Source organism: Streptomyces sp. NPDC055815 (genome assembly GCF_053616475.1).
Window position 1 is genome coordinate 115,819 of record NZ_JBSHDU010000001.1, and the last position, 22,381, is coordinate 138,199.

The 22,381-nt window shown below is 71.6% G+C and carries 14 protein-coding genes and 2 pseudogenes; 10 read left to right on the forward strand and 6 right to left on the reverse strand.

Annotated elements, in window-relative coordinates; translation table 11 throughout:
* Window positions 1-150 precede the first annotated feature (150 nt).
* Both ACWGN5_RS00660 and ACWGN5_RS00665 read left to right on the forward strand, forming a co-directional pair.
* Window positions 151-1,425, forward strand: a complete 1,275-nt coding sequence (locus tag ACWGN5_RS00660; RefSeq protein ID WP_453510268.1) for an extracellular solute-binding protein — start codon at window positions 151-153, stop codon at window positions 1,423-1,425.
* A gap of 171 nt (window positions 1,426-1,596) precedes the next feature.
* Window positions 1,597-3,414, forward strand: coding sequence for a hypothetical protein (locus ACWGN5_RS00665; protein WP_453510270.1), 1,818 nt, complete (start codon window positions 1,597-1,599; stop codon window positions 3,412-3,414).
* On the opposite strand, the gene ACWGN5_RS00670 is transcribed toward ACWGN5_RS00665, so the two are convergent.
* Window positions 3,341-5,476: an ATP-binding protein gene (locus tag ACWGN5_RS00670; RefSeq protein WP_453510271.1), complete on the reverse strand. Its 2,136-nt coding sequence runs from the start codon at window positions 5,474-5,476 to the stop codon at window positions 3,341-3,343. The two genes, ACWGN5_RS00665 and ACWGN5_RS00670, sit on opposite strands and share 74 nt — an antisense overlap.
* A 273-nt stretch (window positions 5,477-5,749) precedes the next feature.
* Between ACWGN5_RS00670 and ACWGN5_RS00675 the strand changes: the two genes are divergently transcribed.
* Window positions 5,750-8,113: a SpoIIE family protein phosphatase gene (locus ACWGN5_RS00675; RefSeq protein WP_453510273.1), complete on the forward strand. Its 2,364-nt coding sequence runs from the start codon at window positions 5,750-5,752 to the stop codon at window positions 8,111-8,113.
* Window positions 8,114-8,295: 182 nt separating this feature from the next.
* On the opposite strand, the gene ACWGN5_RS00680 is transcribed toward ACWGN5_RS00675, so the two are convergent.
* The gene (locus ACWGN5_RS00680; protein WP_453510274.1) at window positions 8,296-11,529 is read right to left on the reverse strand and encodes a caspase, EACC1-associated type; all 3,234 of its coding nucleotides are present in this window, start codon (window positions 11,527-11,529) and stop codon (window positions 8,296-8,298) included.
* Between the two features lie 81 nt (window positions 11,530-11,610).
* On the opposite strand from ACWGN5_RS00680, the gene ACWGN5_RS00685 reads away from it, so the two are divergent.
* From ACWGN5_RS00685 to ACWGN5_RS00705, 5 genes are all read left to right on the forward strand, one after another.
* Entirely contained in the window at window positions 11,611-12,006 is a 396-nt protein-coding gene (locus ACWGN5_RS00685) for an effector-associated constant component EACC1 (protein WP_453510276.1), read from the forward strand.
* A gap of 499 nt (window positions 12,007-12,505) precedes the next feature.
* Complete coding sequence (locus ACWGN5_RS00690; RefSeq protein WP_453510277.1) at window positions 12,506-13,342, forward strand: SAM hydroxide adenosyltransferase; 837 nt, start codon at window positions 12,506-12,508, stop codon at window positions 13,340-13,342.
* Between the two features lie 52 nt (window positions 13,343-13,394).
* Window positions 13,395-14,273 carry an ABC transporter substrate-binding protein gene (locus ACWGN5_RS00695; protein WP_453510279.1) on the forward strand — a complete coding sequence of 293 codons (879 nt, stop codon included), beginning with the start codon at window positions 13,395-13,397 and terminating at the stop codon, window positions 14,271-14,273.
* Window positions 14,274-14,283: 10 nt separating this feature from the next.
* Entirely contained in the window at window positions 14,284-15,174 is an 891-nt protein-coding gene (locus tag ACWGN5_RS00700; protein ID WP_453510281.1) for an amino acid ABC transporter permease, read from the forward strand.
* Window positions 15,171-15,914 carry an amino acid ABC transporter ATP-binding protein gene (locus ACWGN5_RS00705; protein WP_453510283.1) on the forward strand — a complete coding sequence of 248 codons (744 nt, stop codon included), beginning with the start codon at window positions 15,171-15,173 and terminating at the stop codon, window positions 15,912-15,914. Before ACWGN5_RS00700 ends, ACWGN5_RS00705 begins: the two co-directional genes overlap by 4 nt.
* Window positions 15,915-16,453: 539 nt before the next feature.
* Here the strand turns inward: ACWGN5_RS00705 and ACWGN5_RS00710 are convergent.
* Window positions 16,454-16,711, reverse strand: a pseudogene (locus ACWGN5_RS00710) (aromatic-ring hydroxylase C-terminal domain-containing protein); the annotation flags it as partial.
* A complete protein-coding gene (locus tag ACWGN5_RS00715) occupies window positions 16,669-16,899 on the reverse strand; it encodes an FAD-dependent monooxygenase (RefSeq protein ID WP_453510284.1) in 231 nt (76 codons plus the stop codon). The pseudogene ACWGN5_RS00710 and the gene ACWGN5_RS00715, both read right to left, overlap by 43 nt.
* A gap of 51 nt (window positions 16,900-16,950) precedes the next feature.
* Between ACWGN5_RS00715 and ACWGN5_RS00720 the strand changes: the two genes are divergently transcribed.
* Complete coding sequence (locus tag ACWGN5_RS00720) at window positions 16,951-17,208, forward strand: hypothetical protein (protein ID WP_453510285.1); 258 nt, start codon at window positions 16,951-16,953, stop codon at window positions 17,206-17,208.
* 470 nt (window positions 17,209-17,678) lie between these two features.
* On the opposite strand, the gene ACWGN5_RS00725 is transcribed toward ACWGN5_RS00720, so the two are convergent.
* Window positions 17,679-19,082 carry a nucleobase:cation symporter-2 family protein gene (locus ACWGN5_RS00725; protein WP_453510287.1) on the reverse strand — a complete coding sequence of 468 codons (1,404 nt, stop codon included), beginning with the start codon at window positions 19,080-19,082 and terminating at the stop codon, window positions 17,679-17,681.
* Window positions 19,083-19,381: 299 nt separating this feature from the next.
* On the reverse strand, window positions 19,382-20,113 hold the full coding sequence (locus tag ACWGN5_RS00730) for a hypothetical protein (RefSeq protein WP_453510289.1): 732 nt from the start codon (window positions 20,111-20,113) through the stop codon (window positions 19,382-19,384).
* Between the two features lie 453 nt (window positions 20,114-20,566).
* Between ACWGN5_RS00730 and ACWGN5_RS00735 the strand changes: the two are divergent.
* Window positions 20,567-21,913 (forward strand): annotated as a pseudogene (locus ACWGN5_RS00735) (nucleobase:cation symporter-2 family protein); the annotation flags it as partial.
* Between the last annotated feature and the right edge of the window lie 468 nt (window positions 21,914-22,381).

Genomic DNA, 22,381 nt, shown 5'->3' on the forward strand with positions numbered 1-22,381 from the left:
GAGGAAAGAAGCGCCCCTTTATCGGAAGGCACCATTCGGAGAGCTTCCCTTTAGATCTTCGGCCACAACCATTCGCCGAGGAGCCCAATCAAGCCCAGGCCGGGAGAGACTTTCGGACGCACTGTCCAGAAAGAACAAGAGGAACGACCCATGCGCCCAAGACCTTTCGGCATGTCCGCCTCCCTGGCCGCATTCGGACTACTCGGCTCCCTCGTCACCGCGTGCGGCTCGTCCGAGGGCGACGCGACCACGCTGCGGCTGGTGGTCCCCGAGTACGGCACCAGCCCGGCGACCAGCTCCAAGGCGTACTGGGACAAGCTGATCACCGCCTTCACCGCCGCCCACCCCGACAAGAAGGTCGAGGTGACGGTCTACCCGTGGGCCGACGTCGACCGCGAGGTCACGCGCATGGTCAAGGAGGACGACGCCCCCGACGTGGCTCTGATGGGCGCCTACTCCGACTTCGCCGCGCAGGGAAGCCTCTATCCCGCCGATGAGGTGCTGTCGGTGCGAGCGGAGGCGAACTTCCTGCGGCCGCTCGCGGACGCGGGCTCGGTCGGCGGCGCCCTCTACGGCCTGCCCTACGTGGCCAGCAGCCGGCTGCTCTTCTACAACCAGGAGCTGTTCGACAAGGCCGGGGCGAAGCCGCCGAAGACCTGGTCGGAGCTGAAGGAGGCGGCCGAGGCGCTGAAGAAGGAGGGCGTGCGCTACCCGTACGCCCTGCCGCTCGGCCCCGAGGAGGCGCACGCCGAGACCCTGATCTGGGAACTGAGCAACGGCGGCGGCTACACCGACGACAGCGGCGGCTACAACATCGCCTCCGAGCAGAACACGCAGACGTTCCGCTGGATCAAGGAGAACCTGGTCGTTCCGGGGCTCACCGGGCCGGTCGCTCCCGCCAGTCTCAACCGGCAGGACGCCTTCGACGCCTTCCTGCGCGGTGAGGTCGGCATGGTCAACGGCTACCCCTCGCTCCTGCACGAGGCGCGGGGGAAGGGCATGAGGGTCGGCACCCTGCGCATGCCGGTGTCGGACACGCTGGACGCCGAGGATACCCCGCCGGCGGCGGGCGTCGCCGACTGGATGATGGCCTTCCGGCACGACGACAATCGCGAACTGGTCACCGATTTCCTGAACTTCGTCTACGAGGACAAGAACCTCAACGAGTTCGCGGGCCGCTACCACCTGCTGCCCTCGACGGTCTCCGCCACCGAGGCCTCCCAGTACGCGGCGGCCGACCCCAGCGCCGAGCAGTTCCTGGCCGCCCTGCGCAGTGCCCAGCTCTACCCGGTCGACGAGCCGTCCTGGCTCGAGATCAGCAACACCATCAAGCGCAACATCGGCAAGGCCGTCGCGCCGTCCGCCGATCCGAAGGCGGTGCTGGAGCAGATCGCCCAGCAGGCCAAGGACGCTACCCAGCAGTAGGAGCGGTCTCCGCGTTCCCCGGGCCCATGAAGCCCCATTCGTCGCTCACCAGGCACCCACAAGGTGCGCGAGCGACGACCATCCCCCTCCCCGTACAGCGGTCCGCGCGTCGAGGATCCTCCCGTTAAGGTGAGCGCACGCCGACGCCAAGCTCGCTCAGGAGGGTTACGAGTGCGACCAGCCGGACCCCTGCCGATACGCGTGCCGGTCGGAGAGGGAGCCCGCCAGTGGACGAGCCGAGCCGTCCAGCGCCGGGTCCTGTTGGTGGTCCACAACGTCACCTCTGCAGGCCGCCTGTGGGACCTGCTTCCCCTCTTCCATGACGACTTCCGCATCCAGACGCTGGTGACGTCGACGGGGTCCTCCGCGTTCCAGTCCGGAGTCCGCGAACTCCTCGCCGAGCTGGAGCTTCCCGAGCTGCCGTGGGAGCAGGCTCTTTCGACTCCGGTGGATCTCGCGATCTCCGCGAGCTTCGGGGGAGAACTCGCCGCGATTCAGGGTAGTTTGTCCGTTCTCTCACATGGTGCCGGATATACTAAGAAACTAGGCCAGCCGGGAGCCGGGAGCCGGGAGCCGGGAGCCGCGAGCCGCGAGCCGCGAGCCGCGAGCCGCGAGCCGACGTTCGGGCTGTCGCCCGAGTGGCTGCTGGTCGACGGGAAGCCGTTCGTCGACGGGCTCGTCCTGTCCCACCCCGAACAGCTGGAGCGCTTGGGCCGGGTCTGCGCGGACGCGGTTCCCTCCGCCGTACTCGGTGGCGATCCCTGCTTCGACCGGATGCTCGCGGCGCGGCCGTACCGGGAGCGGTTCCGGCGAGCCCTTGGCGTGCGCCCCGGTCAGCGGCTCCTCGTCCTGAATTCGACGTGGAACCCGGAGGGCTTCTTCGGGAGCGGCGGCGGGCAGGACGTTCTGCCCGGTCTGCTGCCGCGCCTCGCGGCCGAGTTGCCGGCGGACGACTACCGGCTGGCGGCCGTACTGCATCCGAACATCTGGTACGGGCACGGCCCTGGCCAGGTCCGGGCGTGGCTGGACCGGGCGCGGCGCGGCGGGCTGACCCTGATCGACCCGGTCCACGCGTGGCGGCAGGCTCTTCTGGCCGCTGATCTGGTGCTGGGGGACTTCGGGGCGGTCTCGTACTACGCGGCGGCGCTGGGCACTCCCGTGCTGGTGGCGGCGGACGGGCGGGAGAAGCTCGATCCGGAGGCGCCGCTCTCGGCGTTCGTGGCCGGGGCGCCGCGGCTCGATCCGCACGCTCCGCTGCGTCCTCAGGTGGAGCGGCTGCTGGGCGGTCACCGTCCGGATCCCTCCGCCGCCAGGTTCGTCACCTCGGACCCGGGCCGGTCGGCCGTGCTGCTGCGGCGGCACTTCTACGGTCTGTTGGACCTCCCCGAGCCCGCTGCTCCCGCGTCCCTGGAGCCGCTGCCGCTGCCGCCGTACGTCCCCCGGACCTTGACGGCCCCGCTGCTCGTGTGGACGCGTGTCGACGGGACGGATGTCGTGGTCGAGCGTGCCACCGAGCATCAGGGCGGCACGGAGGGGCATGTGCACCTCGCCGTGCACGAGGACACCCGTCACCCCGGGGACCTGGAGCTCGCGGACGTGATCACGCGGGAAGGGGCCGCGGACGACCCGCGCCTCGGCGGCCCCGGGACGTGGACCGACGAGGTGCTGCGGCTGCACCCGCACTGTGCGGCGGCGGTGTACGTGACGGGGCCCGGTCACTGCACCGTACGCGCCCGGCAGCACGGCCTGTTCCGGTTGTCCGCCGGTCCCGGCGCGGACGTGGATCCGGCGGCGTACGCCTCCGCGCTGTACGCCTGGCTGGTGGGCGGGGGGACCGTGCCAGGGCGTGGTGTCACGCTCCGGGTGCACGCCGCGGGCGGTGTGCACCCGGTCGCCGTGGAGGTGCTCGCGGGTCCTACCGCGCGGACGCCTCGCAGCGCCGCCGCAGACCCTCCAGATACCTCAGGTGCGGGGCCGCGGCCGGAGTGAGCAGGGCTTCGGCCTCGGCGATCGTCGTCAGCGCCGCCGCGTCCTGTCCGGCGTCGTGCAGGGTCTCGGCTAGGTCCGTGAGCGTGCGGGCCCGGTTGTAGGCCTCGGCCGGCCTCGTCGCCGTCCCCGCGAAGAAGGACGCGGCGTTCTCCAGGCACTGGCGGGACTCGTCAAGCCGGTCCAGTCCTCGCAGGGCCCGCCCCTGGTGACGTTCGACAAGGGCGAGGGCCCGCGGGAGGTCCGCCGCGCCTTCCTGGTCGGCCCCGATCCTGCGGTAGATGTGCCCGGCCTCGACGAACCTCTCGTGCGCATCCTCGTACATCCAGCGGTTCAGGCTCAGTAGGCCGAGCAGTTCCACGGACGACGCCTCGCCCCGCAGATGCCCTGCCTCCCGCTCGTGGGCGACGGTGGCCCGCGCGGCCCGGTTCGCCTGCTCCCAGCGGCCGGTCTCGCCGAGGCAGTGCGCCAGCTGGAAGGACAGGGCGCCCGCCGTGCGTGGATCGGCCCGGTGCTCCTCGGCGCAGCGGGCGGCGGTACGGAGGGCGGGAAGGACCTCGTCCCAGTGACCGGCCTTCAGCTGGAGCGGCCACAGGGCTCGGGCCAGCCGTAGGGCGGTGGTGATCTGCTGGTGTTCCTCGGCCACGGTGACGGCGCGGACCAGGTTGGCCGCCTCGGCGGCCAGCGCTGCGATGCCGTGCTGCTCCGTGCGGAGTGCGCCGGGTGTCGGCGGTGCCGGTTCGGTGCGCCAGCTCTGCGGGAGGGCCGCGTGGGCCGCGTGCAGCGCCCGGTCCAGGAGCATGTCGAGGACCCGGGTCACGGCGGCCGAGCATTCCACCGCTCCGTAGGCGGTGGCTGCGGCGGCCAACTGGCGCCGGATTTCGGGGCGGAATCGGTAGCGCCGCTCGGGCAGTGCGTCGAGCAGGTCGACCTCCGCGGCCTCGGCGAGCCACCGGGCCGCCTTCTCCTCGTCGTCGAGGCCGGCGGCAGCGGCGGCCAGCGCGGCGCTGATGGAGGGCCAGCCGCCGAGCGCCACGAGCCGGCAGAGCCGCAGGGCTTCCGCGTCGAGCCGGTGGGAGGCGCGCTCGGCCGTGCCGCGCACGGGGTGCGTCGGCCACGTCCCTTCCCCGTCCTCCCGTACGGGAGCGAGCTGGTCACGGCCGAGGAGGCGGGCCTCGGTGTGGAGCGCGAGGGCGTTGCCCTGGCAGCGTTCGAGCAGTCCGGGCAGCTGCGCCTTGATCCGGGCGGCGTGCTCGGGCCCGGCGACCTTGCGCACCAGTTCCTTCGCGTACCGGTCGGTCAACGGCGGGACGGCGATCCGCTCCGCTTCCAGCAGGAGCGGTGTTCCCGACACGACGACCAGCAGGAACACGTCGGGGGTGGCCGGGACGAGCCCGCGGACCTGGGCCAGCGAGGTGACGTGGTCGATCACCACGAGCGCCCTTCGCCCCGCGGTGAGCCGTCGGTAGAGGCGTTCGCGGCCCGCTTCGGTGGCCGGGATGCGGTCGCGGTCCACGTCCATGTCGAGGAGCAGGCGCAGCAGGACGGTGGCCGGTTCGGGGCCGCTCTCCGCGGCCGTCTCCCGCAGGTCGACGTAGAACTGCCCGTCGGGGAAGCGGTCGCGCGTCTCGGCGCCCAGGCGGAGGGCCACTGAGGTCGTGCCGCTCCCGGGTGGACCGGCCAGTTGGGCGACGCGGGGCTGCCCGTCCCATGGGCGGTCCGCTTCGCGGATCAGCTGCTTGAGCACCTTCTGACGGTTCGTGAACGCCCATGGGGCCGGGGGCATACCGCCGCCGGACGCGCCGTCGATGTGCTCGGAGCCGTTCTCCAGGAAGACCGCCCACTCCCCCGCCTGCCGGGGGTCGCGGTCGAGGCGTGCGTACAGCCGTCCGGCGAGCGCCTGCCGCTCTTCCGTGTCGGTCGGAAGCGGGGTCTCGCGCCCCAGGGTCCTTCGTACCAGCGCGCCCGCCGACAGGGTCAGGTTCTTGCCGATCTCCCCCGCCGCCCCGTTCCCCACACCCAGCAGGAACGTGGTGAGCGCACTGAGCGCCACGACCTCCAGCACGTCGGCCCCTCCCCCTGATCGCCACCCGGTCCTGGCCGGGACTGTATCGCCGCGGCTCACGCTCGCGGAAACACCGGAAGGTCGACAACTTCCCTGCCCGGCGCGAAACATGCGGCCGGACGGGCCTGGAAAGGAGGGGCACCTGTCCGCCGAATGTGTCACCTCTCCGGACGGGACCCGTTTCCGTGTGCGGGCCTCCTGAGGTGCCCGCCCGGCCGACGGGGCGCATCCTGTCAGGAGGGGCGGATTCCTCCTGGCCGAAAAGGAGGCCGTGTGGGACCGAGGGACCGGGCGGGCAGCGACGGCTCCCGTGATCAGGGCGGCTCCGCGCTCAAGGGCGTGGCGGCCGCGCTGCTCGATGCCCACGGCCGGATCGTGTGGTGGTCGCGGTCCGCGCGGCGGTTGCTCGGCTGGAGCGGCGAGGAGGTGGCCGGGCGGTCCGCCCGTGACGTCCTCGGCGAGGTGGACGCGTACCCGGAACGCTCGGCGGAGGTCCGCCGCGTACGGCTGCGGCACCGGTCGGGGCACGTCGTCGAGGCGGACGTGCGGGTCTCGGAGGCGGAGGGCTCGGCCGAGCGGCTGGTGCTGATGCGGCTGCCCGGCGAGGCCGGCGGCTGGGACCAGGAGCGGGACATCGCCCGGGCGCTCCTGGCGCAGGACGGCATCGGCGTCGCCCAGTACGACGAGGCGGGGCAGCTCGTACGGACGAACGCGGCCATGGAGGCGCTGCGACCGCCGGGGGCCGGGGACGACTGGCTGGGCGGTCTGGTCGCCCGGGACGGCGGCGGTCCGGCGCGGGCGGCGTTCGAGCAGGTCGCCGCCACGGGGAAGCCGCTCGCCGCGCGCGTCTACGACCTGGGGTCCGACGGCGGCGGTCCGGCGCTGTCGGTGTCCTGTTTCCGGATCGAGGACGTCCTCGGCGTACCTCTGGGCATCATGGTCGAGGTCTCCAGGGTCACGGACACGGGCCCGCACCTGGACGCCGCGTACCGCAGGGCCTTCGAGATCGGGCAGTCCCTCGACGTGGTCCAGGTGGCGCAGGACCTCGCCCGCGTCCTGGTGCCGGCGCTGGGTGACTACGCGACGGTCGACTACCCCGACGACGTCCTCGAGGGCCGGGACCCGCCGGCCGGCTACCCGGGGCAGGAGGCGTCCGCCCCGCGCCGGGTGGCGGTGCGGGCCGCCGACGGCGCCTGGCCGGCCGGGCTCATCCAGGTGGGCGAGGCGATCCCCCGGGTGGCGGAGACGCCGCATGTCGCGGCCAAGCTCGTCGGAGACGTGCTCGTCGCCGACGCGGAGCAGGCCCGGCGGATCTTCGGCGGGGATCCGGAGCAGATCGCCCGGTTCCTGCCCGAGGGCGCGCACGCCTCCCTCGGCTGCCCGCTCTACCGGCGCGGGCGGTTCTTCGGATACGCGACGGTCCACCGCACGCGCACCGCCGCGGCCTACGACGAGACCGACGTCAAGCTGATGCACGATCTGTGCGCGCGGACGGCGACGGCCATCGACAACGCCTTCCGCTTCGCCCGCGAGCACCAGACGGCGGTCGTCCTCCAGCGGAGCCTGCTGCCCCCGTCGGCGACGCGCAGCACGGCCGCCGAGACGGCGGGCATCTACCTGCCCGCCGGTGGTTCGGTCAGCGTGGGAGGCGACTGGTACGACGCCTTCGACCTGTCCTCGCTGCGGGTCGGGCTCGTCGTCGGCGACGTCGTGGGACACGGGCTGGAGGCGGCTGCCACCATGGCCCGGCTGCGTACGGCGGTGCAGACGCTCGCGGAACTGGACCTGCCGCCCGACGAGTTGCTGACGCGGCTCGACGACCTGGTCCGGCGCATGCAGCTCGAGGCCGAGCAGCCGGACACCGTGGGCGGCTCGTGTCTGTTCGCGGTGTACGACCCCGTCGGCCGCACCTGTCAGATGGCGTCGGCCGGCAATCCTCCCCCGGCGCTCGTCACGCCCGACGGCGAGGTGTCCTTCGTGCCCGTCACGCCGGGGCCGCTGCTCGGGGTGGGTGACAATCCCTTCGAGGTCACGACCCTGACCCTGCCCCCGGGAAGCACCCTGGTCTGCTACACCGACGGTCTGCTCGGGCGGGACGTCACCGCCGGGGCGGAACGCCTGAAGGCGGACCTCGCCGCCCTGAGCGGCGCCCACGGGACGCCGGCGGCCCTCGGCGACGCGCTCGTCGCACGGAGTCCGCACACGGAGAACCCGGTGGACGACATCAGCCTCCTGCTCGCCCGTACGCACGTGGTGGCCGAGGAGTCCACGGCGGTGTGGGAGTACCCCGCGGACCTCGCCGCGGTGGCCGACGCACGCGCGCACGTCCAGGCGCGGCTGGAGCAATGGGGGCTCGACGAGCTGCTGTTCAGCACCGAGCTCATCGTGAGCGAGCTCGTCACCAACGCCATGCGGTACGCCGGCGGGCCCGTCACCCTGCGGCTCGTCCGGGACCGTGTGCTGGTGTGCGAGGTGTCGGACCCGAGCAGCACACAGCCCCGCCTCCGCCGCGCCCTCGCCACGGACGAGGGCGGCCGCGGCCTGTTCCTGGTCGCCCAGCTGACGTCCCGCTGGGGCAGCCGCTACACGGCGCGCGGCAAGACGATCTGGACGGAACAGAACCTGCCGGAACCCTGACAGCGGTGAGGCCGGTCCGTGCGGCCCGGCCGCGTGGCCGATCCGTACGGCCTGACCGCGTGACCGATCCGTACGACCTGACCGTGTGGCCGATCCGTACGGCCTTGCTGTGTGGCCGGTCCGTGCCGCCGTGATCACCGGCCCTGGCTCTGTCGGAGCCACGGATCGCGGCCCGGTCGGCCTCACGATTCCTGGCTGCGGGCTTCGAGCCGCTGGGCGTAGTCGCGCAACAGCCGCGCGCCCAGCATCTGCTTCACCTCCTCGCTCAGTTCGTGGTGGGCGAACCGCACGAGGCCGGTCGTCGGTGCTCCGCCGTCGGAGAGGGTCAGCACGCGGCCGAGCGGCCCCTGCATCAGCCGCGCCAGCTCGTACGGCGCCAGGCCGGCCACCTCCGCGAGTTCCGGCAGCGGCAGGTCATCGGCAAGGGCGATCAGGCCCAGAACGTCGCGATGGGCTTCGGAGGCGGCGAGCAGGTTCAGCAGCTCGTGGGAGACCTCGCGTTGCGTGGAGAGGGGTGCGGGGGCGAGGTGGGCCGGGAAGCACCGGCGCAACGGATGCCCGGCGGGGACGTCGTCCGGCAGCGGGAACTCCCGGCCGGTGACCAGCACGCGCAGACCTGTCGGCGGATTCCCCGGCAGCAGGGACGCGATGCTCGGCAGTCCGGTCGACGGTCCACGGTCCTCGTCGAGTCCGTCCACGACGAGCAGCAGCGTGCGGCCCTCCTGCTGCGCCTTGCGGGCGGCGGCGTCAAGCAGTTGGCTGCGGAGCCTCTCCGCAGCCCCGGAATACATCCGGGAGGACGCGGGCTCCTGGCCCAGGTACCAGCCGAGCTGGTCCGTGAGGGCGTCCGTGTACGCGCCGCTGTCACTCTGGCCCGTCAGTCGGCCGGTGACGAAGAAGGAGACGACATCCACGTCGTGAGGGGGATGCAGGACGAACCATGCCGTCAGTGCCGTCTTGCCCGACCAGGGCTTTCCCCGCCACACCGCATAGGGCTGGTCACCGTGGCAGAATTCGGCGAGCTCGGCCAGTTCCGCGTCCCTGCCCACGAGGCGCTGTGGCGCGATGTCCTGCACATGGGTCAGATAAGGCGAGGCGGCACGGAGCTCCGGTGCCGGGACTTCGGGCAGGTCGCGCAGCCCGGGGATGCCGAGGAGTCCGGACAGGTCGGGGGCGGAGCCGGCCAGGAAGCGGTCGACACGGGCGGCCCCCAGTGTTCCCTGCCCCTCATGGGACAGATCCGCGTTGACGACTCCGATGAGCATGCCGTCGGACCAGAGCGGAGCGCCGGACATGCCTCCCCATGGGCTCGACGCGTGCCCGTCACGCTGGGGCGTCACGGCGAACTGGACGCTCAGCGTGCCGCTGCTGATGTTCGTCAGGCTCGATGTCGTACCGACGAGATGCACCAGGTCCTGGTGCTCCCTGCCACCCACGTCGCGGCGTTTGAAGTCGGGGAATCCGGCGGTCTCCACGTTCAGGACGGCGGCCTCGCGGGTGACCCGGCCGAAGCGCACGGGTGGAACGACCTCGGCCTCGCCCGGCGGCGAGAAGCGCAGCACGGCGAGATCCGTGGCCTCGTCGCGAACGACCACCTCGGCGCTCGCTTGCCAGGTCGCCGATCCGAGCGGAAAGCCGAGGAGGCACAGAGCTCCCTCGCTCACGAGGTGAGCGGCTGTCAGCACGGTGTCGTTCGAGATCCTGTATCCCGTGCCGTAGGACCGCGTGGGGTGACAGAACACCGTCGCGATCCGGCGTGGATCGATACCGCGCGACCGTTCGGTCCGCTCGACGGGTGCGACGGTCTCGCGGGGCGCCCGGTCGGGCTCCACCGTGCGGTCGGGCGAGGGGAACAGGGTCACCGCGACCATCCCGTGCCGGAGCCTGACCACCGGCTCCGGCGCCCCCACCGCGCGGCAGTCGGCGACCGACCGCGGCAGCCCGGCCCCCACCGACTCCACCAGCTTCGCCCAGGACAGCACCCGGGCCAGCCGGAAGTTGTGCGGCCGGGAATGGCTCTCCAGCATGCCGAGCCGCTGCAGACCGTCGGGCACGGGGCGGTCGCCACCGCCCCACGCCCCGGGGCTGATCACCTCGACCCGGTCGTCGTAGACGTGCACGGCGACACACGCGTCGGTGCGGGCGTAGTCACGGTGGACGAGGGCGTTGGCGATGATCTCGCGTGCCGCGATCATCGGAAAGCGGTAGAGCGCGTCCGTGTGGGCGGACTCGGTCGTCGGCAGCTCCCCGAGCCGGGCGGCGGCGGCGACGAAGTCCCGGGCCTGCACGATCAGTTCGGGAAGGGTCCCGTGGAGTTCCGCGCTGGTCGTCGGGTCGGTCTTGTCCGTACCCCGGAAGCGCACGCAGCGCACCATCGCCGTGGGCTGGACCGCCGTGGGGTTCTCCCCGAAGAGCAGCGCGCCCGACAGCGTCGGCACGCCTTCCTTCACGAGCCCTGATCGCGCCAGGAACTCGTTCATCGTCAGCTGCGGAGGGTAGGCGGCGGTCACGTCCTCCCGCAGCTCGCTGCGGAACGCCTGGACCCGGGCGTGGTCGAGGACCGCCTGCGGCGCGGCGGCCTCAAGCCGGTCGATGCTGTCTCGCGCGGGGGTAGATCCGCCCGAGGGCATGGCGGTGGTGGTCGGCTGCGGGAGAGGCTCCGTGACGGCACGACCGCCCGGGCCGGAGGTGGGCGGCTGGTCGGCCGGTGTGACCTCGGGCGTCCGGCGGGCGATGGGGACGGCCCCGGCGCCGTCGAACTTGCGTTGCGGCTCGTGTCCGTCGAAGGGGGTGCCCGACACATGGGTGAAGAGGTCGTCGAGATCGACCGTGCCGTCGCCGTCGCCGTCCCGTGCCTCCGTGAGCAGCCCTGCGACCAGTGCCTTCGTGAACGGGCTCGGTTCGCCGCGGGTCTCCGCGTCGCCGGCCTGGTCCGTGGCGGACGCCGCCGCGATGACGAACCGGCCCTTGCCCGAGAGCCCTTCGGTCAGGTCGCCACCCTTGAATCCGCCGCCGTGGCAGCAGTCAAGGACCACGATCTTCACCTGGGCGAAGCTCCGCGTGATGATCCGGGACAGGGTGCTCGACGCGACGGCGGACGACTCCAGCCGGTTCGTCCTGGTGTTGCCCGCGCACAGGAACAACTCCCGGCTCAGGCTGCGTCCGTGACCGCTGAAGTAGAAGAGCAGGACGTCGTCCGCCTCGGCGTCGCCGAAGAACTCGTCGGCCCTGTCGAGGATCTCCGGCGCGTCGGCCTCCGGAAGCAGCGTGACCTCGCTGCGGTCGAAGAGCCCTGTGACCGGATCGGTGAGGGCGTCCCGGAGCAGCATCCCGTCCGCCTTCGGTCCGTTCAGCTCGGGGAGGACGCCGGGGTCTTTGGGGTATCGGGAGTTGCAGACGATCAAGGCCCGGTACATGCGATCCTGTCCACCCCCGGCTGTCACTCGCGATACGCACCGGGCCTCAGCTTAGAACGGGAGAGGGCAACCATGGCACCTGTGACGGAAGTTGGGATCGAGGGCCGACTGGCGGGGCTCGACGCCGGCCACGAGGCCGTGCTCGACGCGCGTGCCGAACTGATGGCCGACCTGCGGGGTGTGGCGGGTGCCCGGTTGACGGAGCGCGACGTCCCGGTCGAGGGTGCCAAGGGTGTGGCCTCCGAGCTGGTCATGGGGCTCACCGGCGCGGGCGGCGCGACCGCCCTCGTACAGATCGTGAAGGCGTGGCTGCAGCGGGACCGCCGGCGATCGGTGACGGTGACCGTCACCGAGACCGAGACCGGGAAGGTGGTACGGATCGAGGGGGACGCCATCTCGAACGACGTCCTGGCGGCGGCCCTCAACGGCCAGGAGGAGCCGCCCGCCGCGGAGGAGGCCCCCGCCGCCTCCGCGTGACGGACCGAGGGGGGAGGGGGCGGTGCCATGGCGACGGCGTCCCTCGCCTCGTACGGGCCGGCGGTCACGGGTCCGGGGACGCCCGGATCCGAGCGTGTCCGGTTCCGCGTCGCCCAGGGCACCCAGCGCGTGTGCATTGCCGGCTGCGAGGCTGCCGGCCCGCCCGGGCCGCGTCGCCCCGGTGGCGGCGGAGACTACGGGGCCGAACGGGACACCCCGGCACGGTGGGGTCCGACAGCGTGCGTCCACTATGCGGACAGATGTTTGAGACGCTTCCGTCCGGTGCTAGCGTGCCATCCATGCAGAACATCACCGGCCTCGCCATGATGCGAATGATGCCCCCCACCTCGGAGGCGCTTCGCTAGCGAAGCCGTGTGCGCACAGGATGCGACGGACCCTCCGGAGACGGAGGGTCCTTTTTTGTTACCCCGAATCAGTCCCACCCCGCCTGCCCCCCATCTCCCCCACCCCCTTTCGACAGAAATGTGAAGTATCTGCCATGACCCTCCTGCCGGTCGTCTCCCTCACCGACTGTGCCGATCCCAACGCGCTGGCCCGGCAGTCCACCCGGATCGCGACGCTCTTCGGCGCCACCCCCACGGTTCTGCCGCTGGGCGGGCCGGACCCGGAGGGCGCCGCCGCCCTGACCCTGCTCGACCTTCTGCGTTCCACCGATCTGATCGGCGGTCCGACGCAGCCGGTGGTGGTCCTGGTCAACATCGCGCCGCGGGACGGGCACTGGCCCAACGGTGTGCCGTTCTGCTGGTTCCGCCACGGCGACCACCTGGTCATCAGCACCCTGAACCACCGGGTCCTCGCCCCGCTCGCCACCTACCTGGGCATCACCGAGGTCCACGTCACCGACGTCCGCGAAGTCCTGGAGGCCGCGGCCGCCGGATGGGCCGAGCTCACGCCGGCCGAGATCGAGGAGATGGTGCGGACGCAGTTCCGCAGCCTGTGGTACGTGCCGCTGCTCGCCCGCTGGCTCGCGGACGGCCGCGAGGTCCCCGCCCAGCCGACGGCCGTGGCCCAGCCCGCCGCGGACGACGTCCGGGTCGCGGTCGTGGACAACTTCGGCAACTGCAAACTCGACCGCCCCGCCACCGACCTTCCCGGCTACACCACGGCCAAGAGCCTCCTCGTCCACAACCGCCACGAAGGGCGTGACATCGAGGTCCGCTGTTACGACCGGCTCCCGGACGTCCCCCTGGGCGAACCCGGAATCACCGTCGGCAGCTCCGGCGTCGGCTTCGCCGAGCTCGTCGTCCGCGGCGGCTCCGCAGCCGAACTCTTCGGCCTCAACCAGGGCGACCAGGTCCTCCGCCTCGCCAGCTGACACGTTTCCTTCCTCTCATTCCTGCCGGACTTCTTCTCTTTAAGGACTTCTGATGTCCCGTACCCGAATAGCTCTTTCGGCTTCCGCTGCCACCGTCGTCGTTCTGGCCGCAGCCGCCTGCGCGCCGCAGCCGCAGGCGACCCCCAAGGCGTCCGGCTCCGCCGCAACCGCAGCCGCGTGCACGACGGACAGCGCGAGTCTCCACAAGCCGGGTCAGCTGACGATCGCGACGGACTCTCCGGCGTACGAACCCTGGTTCGACAGCAACACCCCGTCGAACGGCAAGGGCTTCGAGAGCGCGGTGGCCTACGCGGTGGCAGGGAAGCTCGGCTTCAAGAAGGATCAGGTGAAGTGGGTCGTCGAGCCCTTCGCCCACTCCTACGCCCCCGGTGCGAAGAACTTCGACTTCGACATCAACCAGATCTCCATCACCCCGCAGCGCGCGAAGGCCGTCGACTTCTCCTCCAGCTACTACACCGCCAACCAGGCCATCCTGACCCTGGAGGGCTCGAAGTTCGCCGGCGCCACCTCGCTGAGCGCGTTCAAGGACGCGAAGATGGGCGTGCAGGTCGCCACGACCAGCTACCAGGCGGTGCTGGAGCGGCTGAAGCCGTCGCAGAAGCCGAGTGTCTTCAACACCACCAAGGACGAGGTCACGGCGCTGACCAACGGTCAGATCGATGCGATCGTCACCGACCTGCCGACCGTGTTCTACCTGGCCGGCGCGGAGCTGGACAACGGCAAGATCGTGGGCCAGTTCGGCTACGCGGGCGGCACGCCGGAGCACTTCGGTCTGCTGCTGCCGAAGAACAGCGGCTACACCACCTGCGTGAACCAGGCCCTCGACGCCCTCAAGGCGGACGGCACCCTGGCGAAGCTGACGTCGACGTGGCTGTCCGCGTCGGCGAACGTGCCCGAGCTGAAGCAGTGACGGGCCGACAGTGGAACTGACCAAAACACCCGCGTCCCCGGCGGCGGAGGACGACACCTACGTGCCGAGCGGCCATGAGCTGGAGCGGCAGCGCTACCGGCGGCTGCGCAAGCGCCGTCAGACCTGGACCGCCGCCCTGTGCACCCTCGCCGCGCTGGTCGCGGTGGGTGCGGGGGCGGTCGCCTCACCCGGCTGGGACCGTGTCCGGAGCCTGTTCCTGGACTGGACCGAACTGCGGACCGCGTTCCCCGAACTCCTCCGGGGTTTCTGGCTCAACATCCAGATGTTCCTCGTCGCCGAGGTCCTCATCCTGGTCCTCGGACTGCTGATCGCACTGGTGCGGGTGACGCGGGCGCCGGGGCTGCAGCCCCTCCGGCTCGCCGCGACCGTCTACGTCGACGTCTTCCGCGGAGTACCCACCCTCCTGCTGGTCTTCCTCGTCGGGTTCGGGCTGCCGGCCCTGCAGCTGCAGGGAACCCCTTCCGACCCGTGGGTCCTCGGCGTCATCGCCCTCGTCCTCTCGTACGCCGCCTATGTCGGCGAGGTCCTGCGAGCGGGCCTCAACTCCGTCCACCCCGCGCAGCGCAACGCCGCTCGCGCGCTCGGACTGAACGAGCGCCAGACGCTGCGGCACGTCGTGCTGCCCCAGGCCGTCCGCAACGTCCTGCCGCCCCTGCTCAACGACTTCATCGCGCTGCAGAAGGACACCGCGCTGGTCTCCGTCCTCGGCCCCCTCGAAGCGCTGCGCGCAGCCCAGATCAAGGCCGACTACGACTTCAACTACACCCCCTACCTCGGAGCGGCCCTGTTGTTCATCGCCGTCACGATCCCCCTCACCCGCTTCGCCGACCGCCTCCAGCGGCGGGCGGCCCAGCGCACCTGGGCGGAGAGCAGCCGATGAGCCAGCCCCTCCTGCGTATCCGCGGACTTCGCAAGCAGTACGGAACACGGCTCGTCCTGCGCTCGATCGACCTCGATGTCGCCGAGCACCAGGTCGTCTGCCTCATCGGCGGTTCCGGCTCCGGCAAGTCGACCCTCCTGCGCTGCGCCGACCTGTTGGAGGTCGTCGACGACGGCACCATCCACCTCGGCGACACCGAACTCACCGACCCCCGCCTGGACCCCGACGTCGCCCGGCGCCGCATCGGCATCGTCTTCCAGGCCTACAACCTCTTCCCGCACCTCACCGTCCTCGACAACATCACCCTCGCCCCGCGCCAGGTCCACCGCACGCCTCGCAAGCAGGCCGAAGCCACGGCCCGCGAACTCCTCGCCCGCCTCGGACTCGCCGACAAGGCCGACGAACACCCGGACCGGCTCTCCGGCGGACAGCAGCAACGCGCCGCCATCGCCCGCGCGCTGGCCACCGAACCCGAACTCCTCCTCTTCGACGAGATCACCTCCGCCCTCGATCCCGAGCTCGTCGGTGAAGTCCTCGACGTCGTCGCCGACCTCAAACAGCGCGGCCTGACCATCCTCATGGCCACCCACGAGATGGACTTCGCCCGACAGGTCGCCGACCAGGTCTGCTTCCTCGAGAACGGCGTCATCGTGGAACAGGGCACCGCCGAACAAGTCCTCACCGCACCCCGCGAACAGGCCACCCAGCGCTTCCTCGCGCGCGCCCTCCACGGCAGCTGATCCCGGCAGGGAGTGTCGGCCGGGTTTCTCTCCGTTCGGCGGTGGTCCACTCGGCTCCGCGGCCGCGCAGCCGGCACCGTCGCCGAACGGAGAGTGACCCATGTCTGTGGCTGAGCCGACCTCCCGGCGCGGGAGGAAGCTGACCTGGCCGTGGTTCCTGGTCGTGGTGGTGGGGTACCTCGCCGTCCTCAAGGGTGCGGGACTCGCCATCGGGGTCGACACCGGCGACTCGGACAGCCCGTTCCCCACCACCGAGGCGGTGGTCCGCAACGACCTCGTCCCGATCGGCCTGTCCGTCGTCTACGGCGTGGCCGTCGTGACCTGGCTGGGCTGGTGGGGCGAGGTCGCGCGCTACCGGGCGCCGGTCCGGCGGTGGGTGTGGTTCCTACCGGTCTCGATGGCGGTGGCCGCCCCGCTCGGCATGGACTACCCGAACCTGACCGCCCAGAGGGCCTCCCTCGTCCTGGCCCTCGTGGGGATGACCCTGTGCGTCGGGATCGGTGAGGAGCTGATGTTCCGCGGCATCGGCGTGCAGGTCTTCAAGCGCGCAGGTGTTCGCGCAGGTCCCGCTGATCGGCATTGGCCCATGCCACGTGGCCGTCCGGCCGCAGCAGCACGGCGGGGAGGTCGAGTTCCTCGCCGGCGTCGACGACGTGGTCGACGCGGTCCGCCCAGCCCGCCGCCGTGAGCCGGCCGGTCCGGTCGAGGAGCAGTCCGCAGCCGCCGTGCGTCAGCTCGTACAGGCGTCCCCGCTTCAGCACGACGTCCCGAAGCCGTCGCCCGAGCAGCCGGCTTCCAGCCGAGGTTGAAGGCGTCCTGGATGCCGACGCTCGGCCGCGCCTGCGGGTTCGCCGGGGAAGCCGACGCCGGTCAGCTTGCGTACCGTGCTGCGGCCGCCGTCGCAGCCGACGACGTGGCGCGAGCGCAGCCGCGTGCCGTCCGTCTCCGCCGTGGTGGCCGCCTTCGAGCGGACTGCCTCAGCCATCCGGGTCCGTATCCGCGAGCTGGGCTTTCCCGGGGTGGCCACGTTCTACGTGTGGTTGACGAGCAGGCCGGTCAGCTCAGGTGCTCGACGGGATCGGTGCCCGCGGAAGCATTGCCGTTCGGCAGCGCCTACGAACTTTCCGACGAACTCGGGCCAGTCATCGAGGGGTTTCTGGCCGACAGCGAGCCGGACATCACGGGCTGGTTGTGCCTGGAAGGCGTGCAGAACCACTCGGAGCCGAGCACGGCCGAGCGAGAGGCGGTGCCCATCCGGGTCTGGGCAAGCAGCGTCGGAGCCACCTCACGCTGACCGGATCTGCGTGTCCGCCTGCCCGCGTGAGCCGAGCTCGTCCAGGATGACCCGGTAGAGACGGGCCCACACGCGCTCGCGGCTCCAACGGACGAACCGCATGTGCACCGTTTGCCAGCGAGCCCCCGAAGACCGGCGGAAGCTGCCGCCAGGTGCAGCACGACGTCGTCACGAACACGAGCGCGGCCAGCACCTCACGGTCCCCGGCCCTCCGACGTCCCCCACCCTGCGGCCGGTGCACCACCGTCGGCGAACTACCCGCCGAAACAGCTCCCACAGCTCGTCCGGCACCAACTGCTCGACAAGACGGTCCACGTCGGCGGCCGGCATCATGCCGGTCGGTCCCCCGCCGACACCACGATCATGCCGAGCATCAGTCCGGTCCGTGCGGTCCAGCAGACACGTGTGCTCGTATCACCGAAGCCGGTCTTCTCCCTCCGTGTCCCGTAGGAGAAGACCGTCTCTGGCCGTCAGTGGTGGAGGGCCGGTGCCTCTTCGGCGGTGGCGGCGGATCCTCGGCCGAGGTGGTTGAAGGCGAGGTTGAGCAGGACGGCGACGACGCAGCCGGTGCTGATGCCGGAGTCCAGGACGATCCGGGCGCCTTCGGGGAAGGCGTGGTAGAAGTCCGGGGCCGCGATGGGGATGATGCCGGCGCCGAGCGAGATGGCGACGATGAGGACGTTGTCGCCGCGTTCGAGTGCCGCGCCGGCGAGGGTCTGGATGCCGCTGGCGGCGACGGTGCCGAAGAGGGCGATGCCGACTCCGCCCAGGACGGGCTGCGGGATGAGGGCGACGACGGAGGCCAGGACCGGGCACAGGCCGAGCAGGATGAGGATGCCGCCGGCGGCTGCGACGACGTACCGGCTGCGCACCTTCGTGATGGCGACCAGACCGACGTTCTGGGCGAAGGCGCTGGCGGCGAAGCCGTTGAAGAGGGGGCTGATGGCGGTGCCGAGGCCATCGGCGCGCAGGGCGGCGGCGAGGGTCTTCTCGTCGGCGGGCCGCTCGACGATCTCGCCGAGGGCCAGGACGTCGGCGGTGGACTCGGTCATCGACACGAGCATCACGATGCACATGGAGATGATCGCGGCGGCCGCGAACTGGGGCGCGCCGAAGTGGAAGGGGGTGGGGATGCCGACGATGTCGGCTTCGGTGACGGCGCTGAAGTCCGCGACGCCGAGGAGAAGGGAGATCAGGGTGCCGGCGACGAGGCCGAGCAGGATGGAGATCTGCTTGAGGAAGCCGCGCAGCAGGCGTCGCAGGGCGACGGTGATCAGGAGGGTGGCGGCGGCCAGGCCGATGTACTTGAGGCTGCCGTAGTCGTCCGCCTGGCGGTTGCCGCCCTGGGACCAGTTGAAGGCGACGGGCAGCAGGGACACCCCGATGAGGGTGATGACGGTGCCGGTGACGACGGGCGGGAAGAAGCGGATGAGTTTGCAGAAGAACGGGGCGAGGAGGAATCCGAAGATTCCGGCGACGATGACGGCGCCGTAGATGCCGGGCAGGGCGTCCTCGGGCGCTTCGGCCTTCGCGATCGCGAGCATGGGGGCGACGCCGGCGAAGGAGACGCCGTTGACGAACGGGAGGCGTGCGCCGACCTTCCAGAAGCCGAGGGTCTGCAGCAGGGTGGCGATGCCGGAGGTGAACAGGCTCGCGCTCATCAGGAACGCGATCTCCGTCGTGGACAGGCCCACGCCGATGCCGACGACGAGCGGGGGCGCGACGACGCCGGCGTACATGGCGGCGACGTGCTGGAGCCCGGCGCTGAGGAGTTTGAGCGGCGGGAGCATCTGGTCGACGGGGTGGGGAGCGGTCGGCTCGGCGGCGGTTCTCGCCTCGGGCGAGGGCTCGACCGCGGGGGCGGTTTCCGACATGGTGGCGTGCCTCCTGGCAGCAGCGGCTGGCGGGTCGCGGGCAGAACGAGCGGGCCCGCGTGGGGGCCTGCTCCGGAGTGGGATTGCTGAGGGGCGGCGCAGAGGTGCTGCGTCGGGAGGCGGCCGGTGGCAGTACGTGCGGCTGCTGGGGCCGGTGCGTGGTTCTGTGGCTGCGGGGGCGGAATCGTGTCCCGTGCAGTCCCGCGGCTTCGAGCGTTCGCTTCCTATTCATCCACGATTCGGAACTTGCTCTCCGCATCGTGGAGTTGTTCTAGTTGCTCATGGCTGGACTTCGGGTGTCAAGGGGCGGGAAAGCCCGGGTCCTGAGCCGTTGGCCGGCTCGCGGCGCGGACCTGTTGCCACAGGTGCAGGTCGATGCGGTCCAGGAAGTCGGCGGCCTGCGCTTCGGCCGCGGCCGCCACCCGGGGGGAGGCGCCGAGGGACCCTTCGAACTGCTGGTAGATCAGGTGGAGTTGCTCCAGGGAGTGGCCGATCAGCTCGCGCGGGAGAGGCACGATCCGGCTGACCGGGGAGACGTAGTTGGGCCACCAGCTGCTCACCGCCTCGCGGAGCAGGACCCGCAGTTGACCGGTCCTGCCGCAGGCGGCCACGAAGCAGGCCGGCGGCGGGCGCAGGGTGTGGAGCAGGGCGCGGGTCTGGTCGGCCGTGCCCCGCCATCGGTTGCGGCGCTCGGCCTCCTCCCAGCGGGCATGGGTCATGCCGAGCGCGGCCGCGGTCTGGCCGACCGAGAGTCCGGCGACGGCACGGCACTGGGCGAGGGTCGTCGCCTCTCCGACGAGGTCGACGGGCGAACACCACAGCGCGGCGGCGAGTGCCTGGACGTGGGCGGCGTCCGGTACGAGGGTGCCGGCCTCCCAGGCTTCGAGGGCGGAGGGATGCAGCGGTTCGCCGCGGTAGGCGGCGACGGCCCATGCGACCTGGCCGAGCGTCAGCCCCAGCCGTCTTCGGACCGCGGCAGCACGGTCGGGGCGGAAGGGTGGGAGTGGGGAAGGGTCGTCTGCGGAAGACATAGCGGCACACCGTAAGGAGCCGGCAGGCTTTCGCCAAGAGCTCGGGGCGTTGTCCACGGCGTTGTAGGCGCGATCCCCCAGGATGAACGCACAACATGACGGACAGTTATTCGTCGGATCCTCCATGCCTGACGACCGCCCGCCACCTGCCCATTCGTCGCTACGGGGCAGCACCTCGGGCCTTCCGGCACCGGCCCCGACCTGGCAGATCATCCAAAGTTGATCTCGAACCGACGGAGCGAGAAGGGCTGTTGACGGCTGCCCGCACGGCTCCCTAGAGTCCGCTGCGTCCGTCAGTGGAATTCATTTTCCACGATGCGGACTCAGGTGGCGGGAGGCTGCTCTTCCATCCCTTGCGGCCCACCGCCACCTGCTCTCTCCCGGGATGAGCCGTTCCTCGTCCAGCCCGCCCCTGACCCCGCGCACCTGCCGGAAACCGCCTTCCGACAGGTGGTGTCGCAAGGAACAACTTTGTCGCCCCGCGCCTCTGCACGAACCGCGGCCACGGCCCCGCACCCGGTCGATGAGATCCTTCCCGCCCGCCGTCTCGTACCCGCCGCGCTCCAACACGTGGCCAGCATGTACGCCGGCCTCACCGCCCCGCCCCTGATCATCGGCAGCGCCCTCGGCCTGACCGCCGCCGAACTCTCCACCCTGCTCGCGGCCGCGCTGGTCGTCGCCGGCCTCGGCACCATCGCCCAGACCCTCGACCTGTTCGGTGTCGGTGCCCGGCTGCCCATGACCAACGGCGTCTCCTTCGCCGTGGTCTCCCCGGCCCTGGCCAGTACCGCGTCGAAGGGCACCGCCGGCCTGTCGGAGATCTTCGGCGCCACCGTGATCGCCGGGATCGTCTGTCTGCTCCTCGCCCCCGCCTTCCGACGGCTCATCAGGTTCTTTCCGCCGGTGGTCAGCGGCTGCGTCATCACCCTCGTCGGCGTCTCCCTGCTGCCCGTGGCCAGCGTCTGGGCCCGCGGCGGCGACACCGAGGCCGCCGACTTCGGCTCCCCCTCCAACCTCGCCCTGGCCGGTGCCACCCTCGTCATCACCCTGGTCATCCACCGGGCGCTGTCGGGCCGCTTCCTCGGCCGCATCGCGATCCTCCTCGGCATGGTCGCGGGCACGCTGATCGCGATCCCCTTCGGCAAGGTCGACCCCGGCTCCCTCACCCACGCGTCCCTGTTCGCCCTGCCCGAGCCCTTCGCCTTCGGCATGCCCCGCCTCGTGCCGACCGTGATCGCCACCACGGTGGTGGTCATGCTCGTGGCGATGATGGAGTCCACGGCCTCCCTGCTCGCCCTCGGCGCGGTGACCGGCCGCCCGACCCGGGACCGCACCCTCACCGGCAGCCTCCGCGCGCTGGGCCTGACCACGGCGCTCGGCGGCGTCCTCGGTTCGTTCATCAGCACCTCGTACGCCCAGAACGTGGGCCTGGTCGCGCTCAGCCGGATCCGCAGCCGGTACGTCGTCACCCTCTGCGGCGCCCTCCTGGTCCTGATGGGCCTGGTCCCGGTCCTCGGTTCCCTGGTCGCCCTCGTCCCGCTGCCCGTCCTCGGCGGCGCCGGCGTCGTCTTCTTCGGATCGGTGGCGGTCGCGGGCATCCGAACCCTCGCCAAGGCGGCCCTCGGCACCGGCCACAACAGCCTGATCGTCTCCGTCACCCTCGCCTTCGGGCTCTTCCCCGTCGCCCACCCCGACTTCTACGAGCGTCTGCCCGCCCCCGCGGCCACCGTCCTGGGTTCGGGCATCACCGCCGGCTGTCTCGTCGCCATCCTGCTGAACTACCTGCTCAACCATCTCGGCCGCGGCACGGAAGCCGACCTCGACGCCGTACCCGCCGAGCAGGTCACCGCACTCGACGGCACCGCCCCCGTCGGCGCGTTCCCTTCGTACGCCCCCGGGCCCGCCTGGTCGCCCTTCGGTGACGCGGCACCGCCACGCCCCCGGACCGTCACCCCGCCCCCGCCGCACACCGCGACGCTCGCCGGAGACTGGCCGCCCTACGACCCCGACCTCGTCACCGGCGGCCCCGAGACGTACGAGGATCCCGCCGCGGCCTACGACCCCGCGGCCGAAGGCGCCACGTTCCCGGGCCCTCTGCACCCGCTGCGGAACCGGACCGGACACCCCGACGACGACCCGACCACGCACGGCCGGGGCACGACATCCGGCTGACGCCACGAACGGGACGGGTCGGGGCCGGAGTTCAGCGGGGCCGGTTCGACTGACGGTCCCCAGCGGTTCGGAACGTCGTACGGACATGACTCCCGC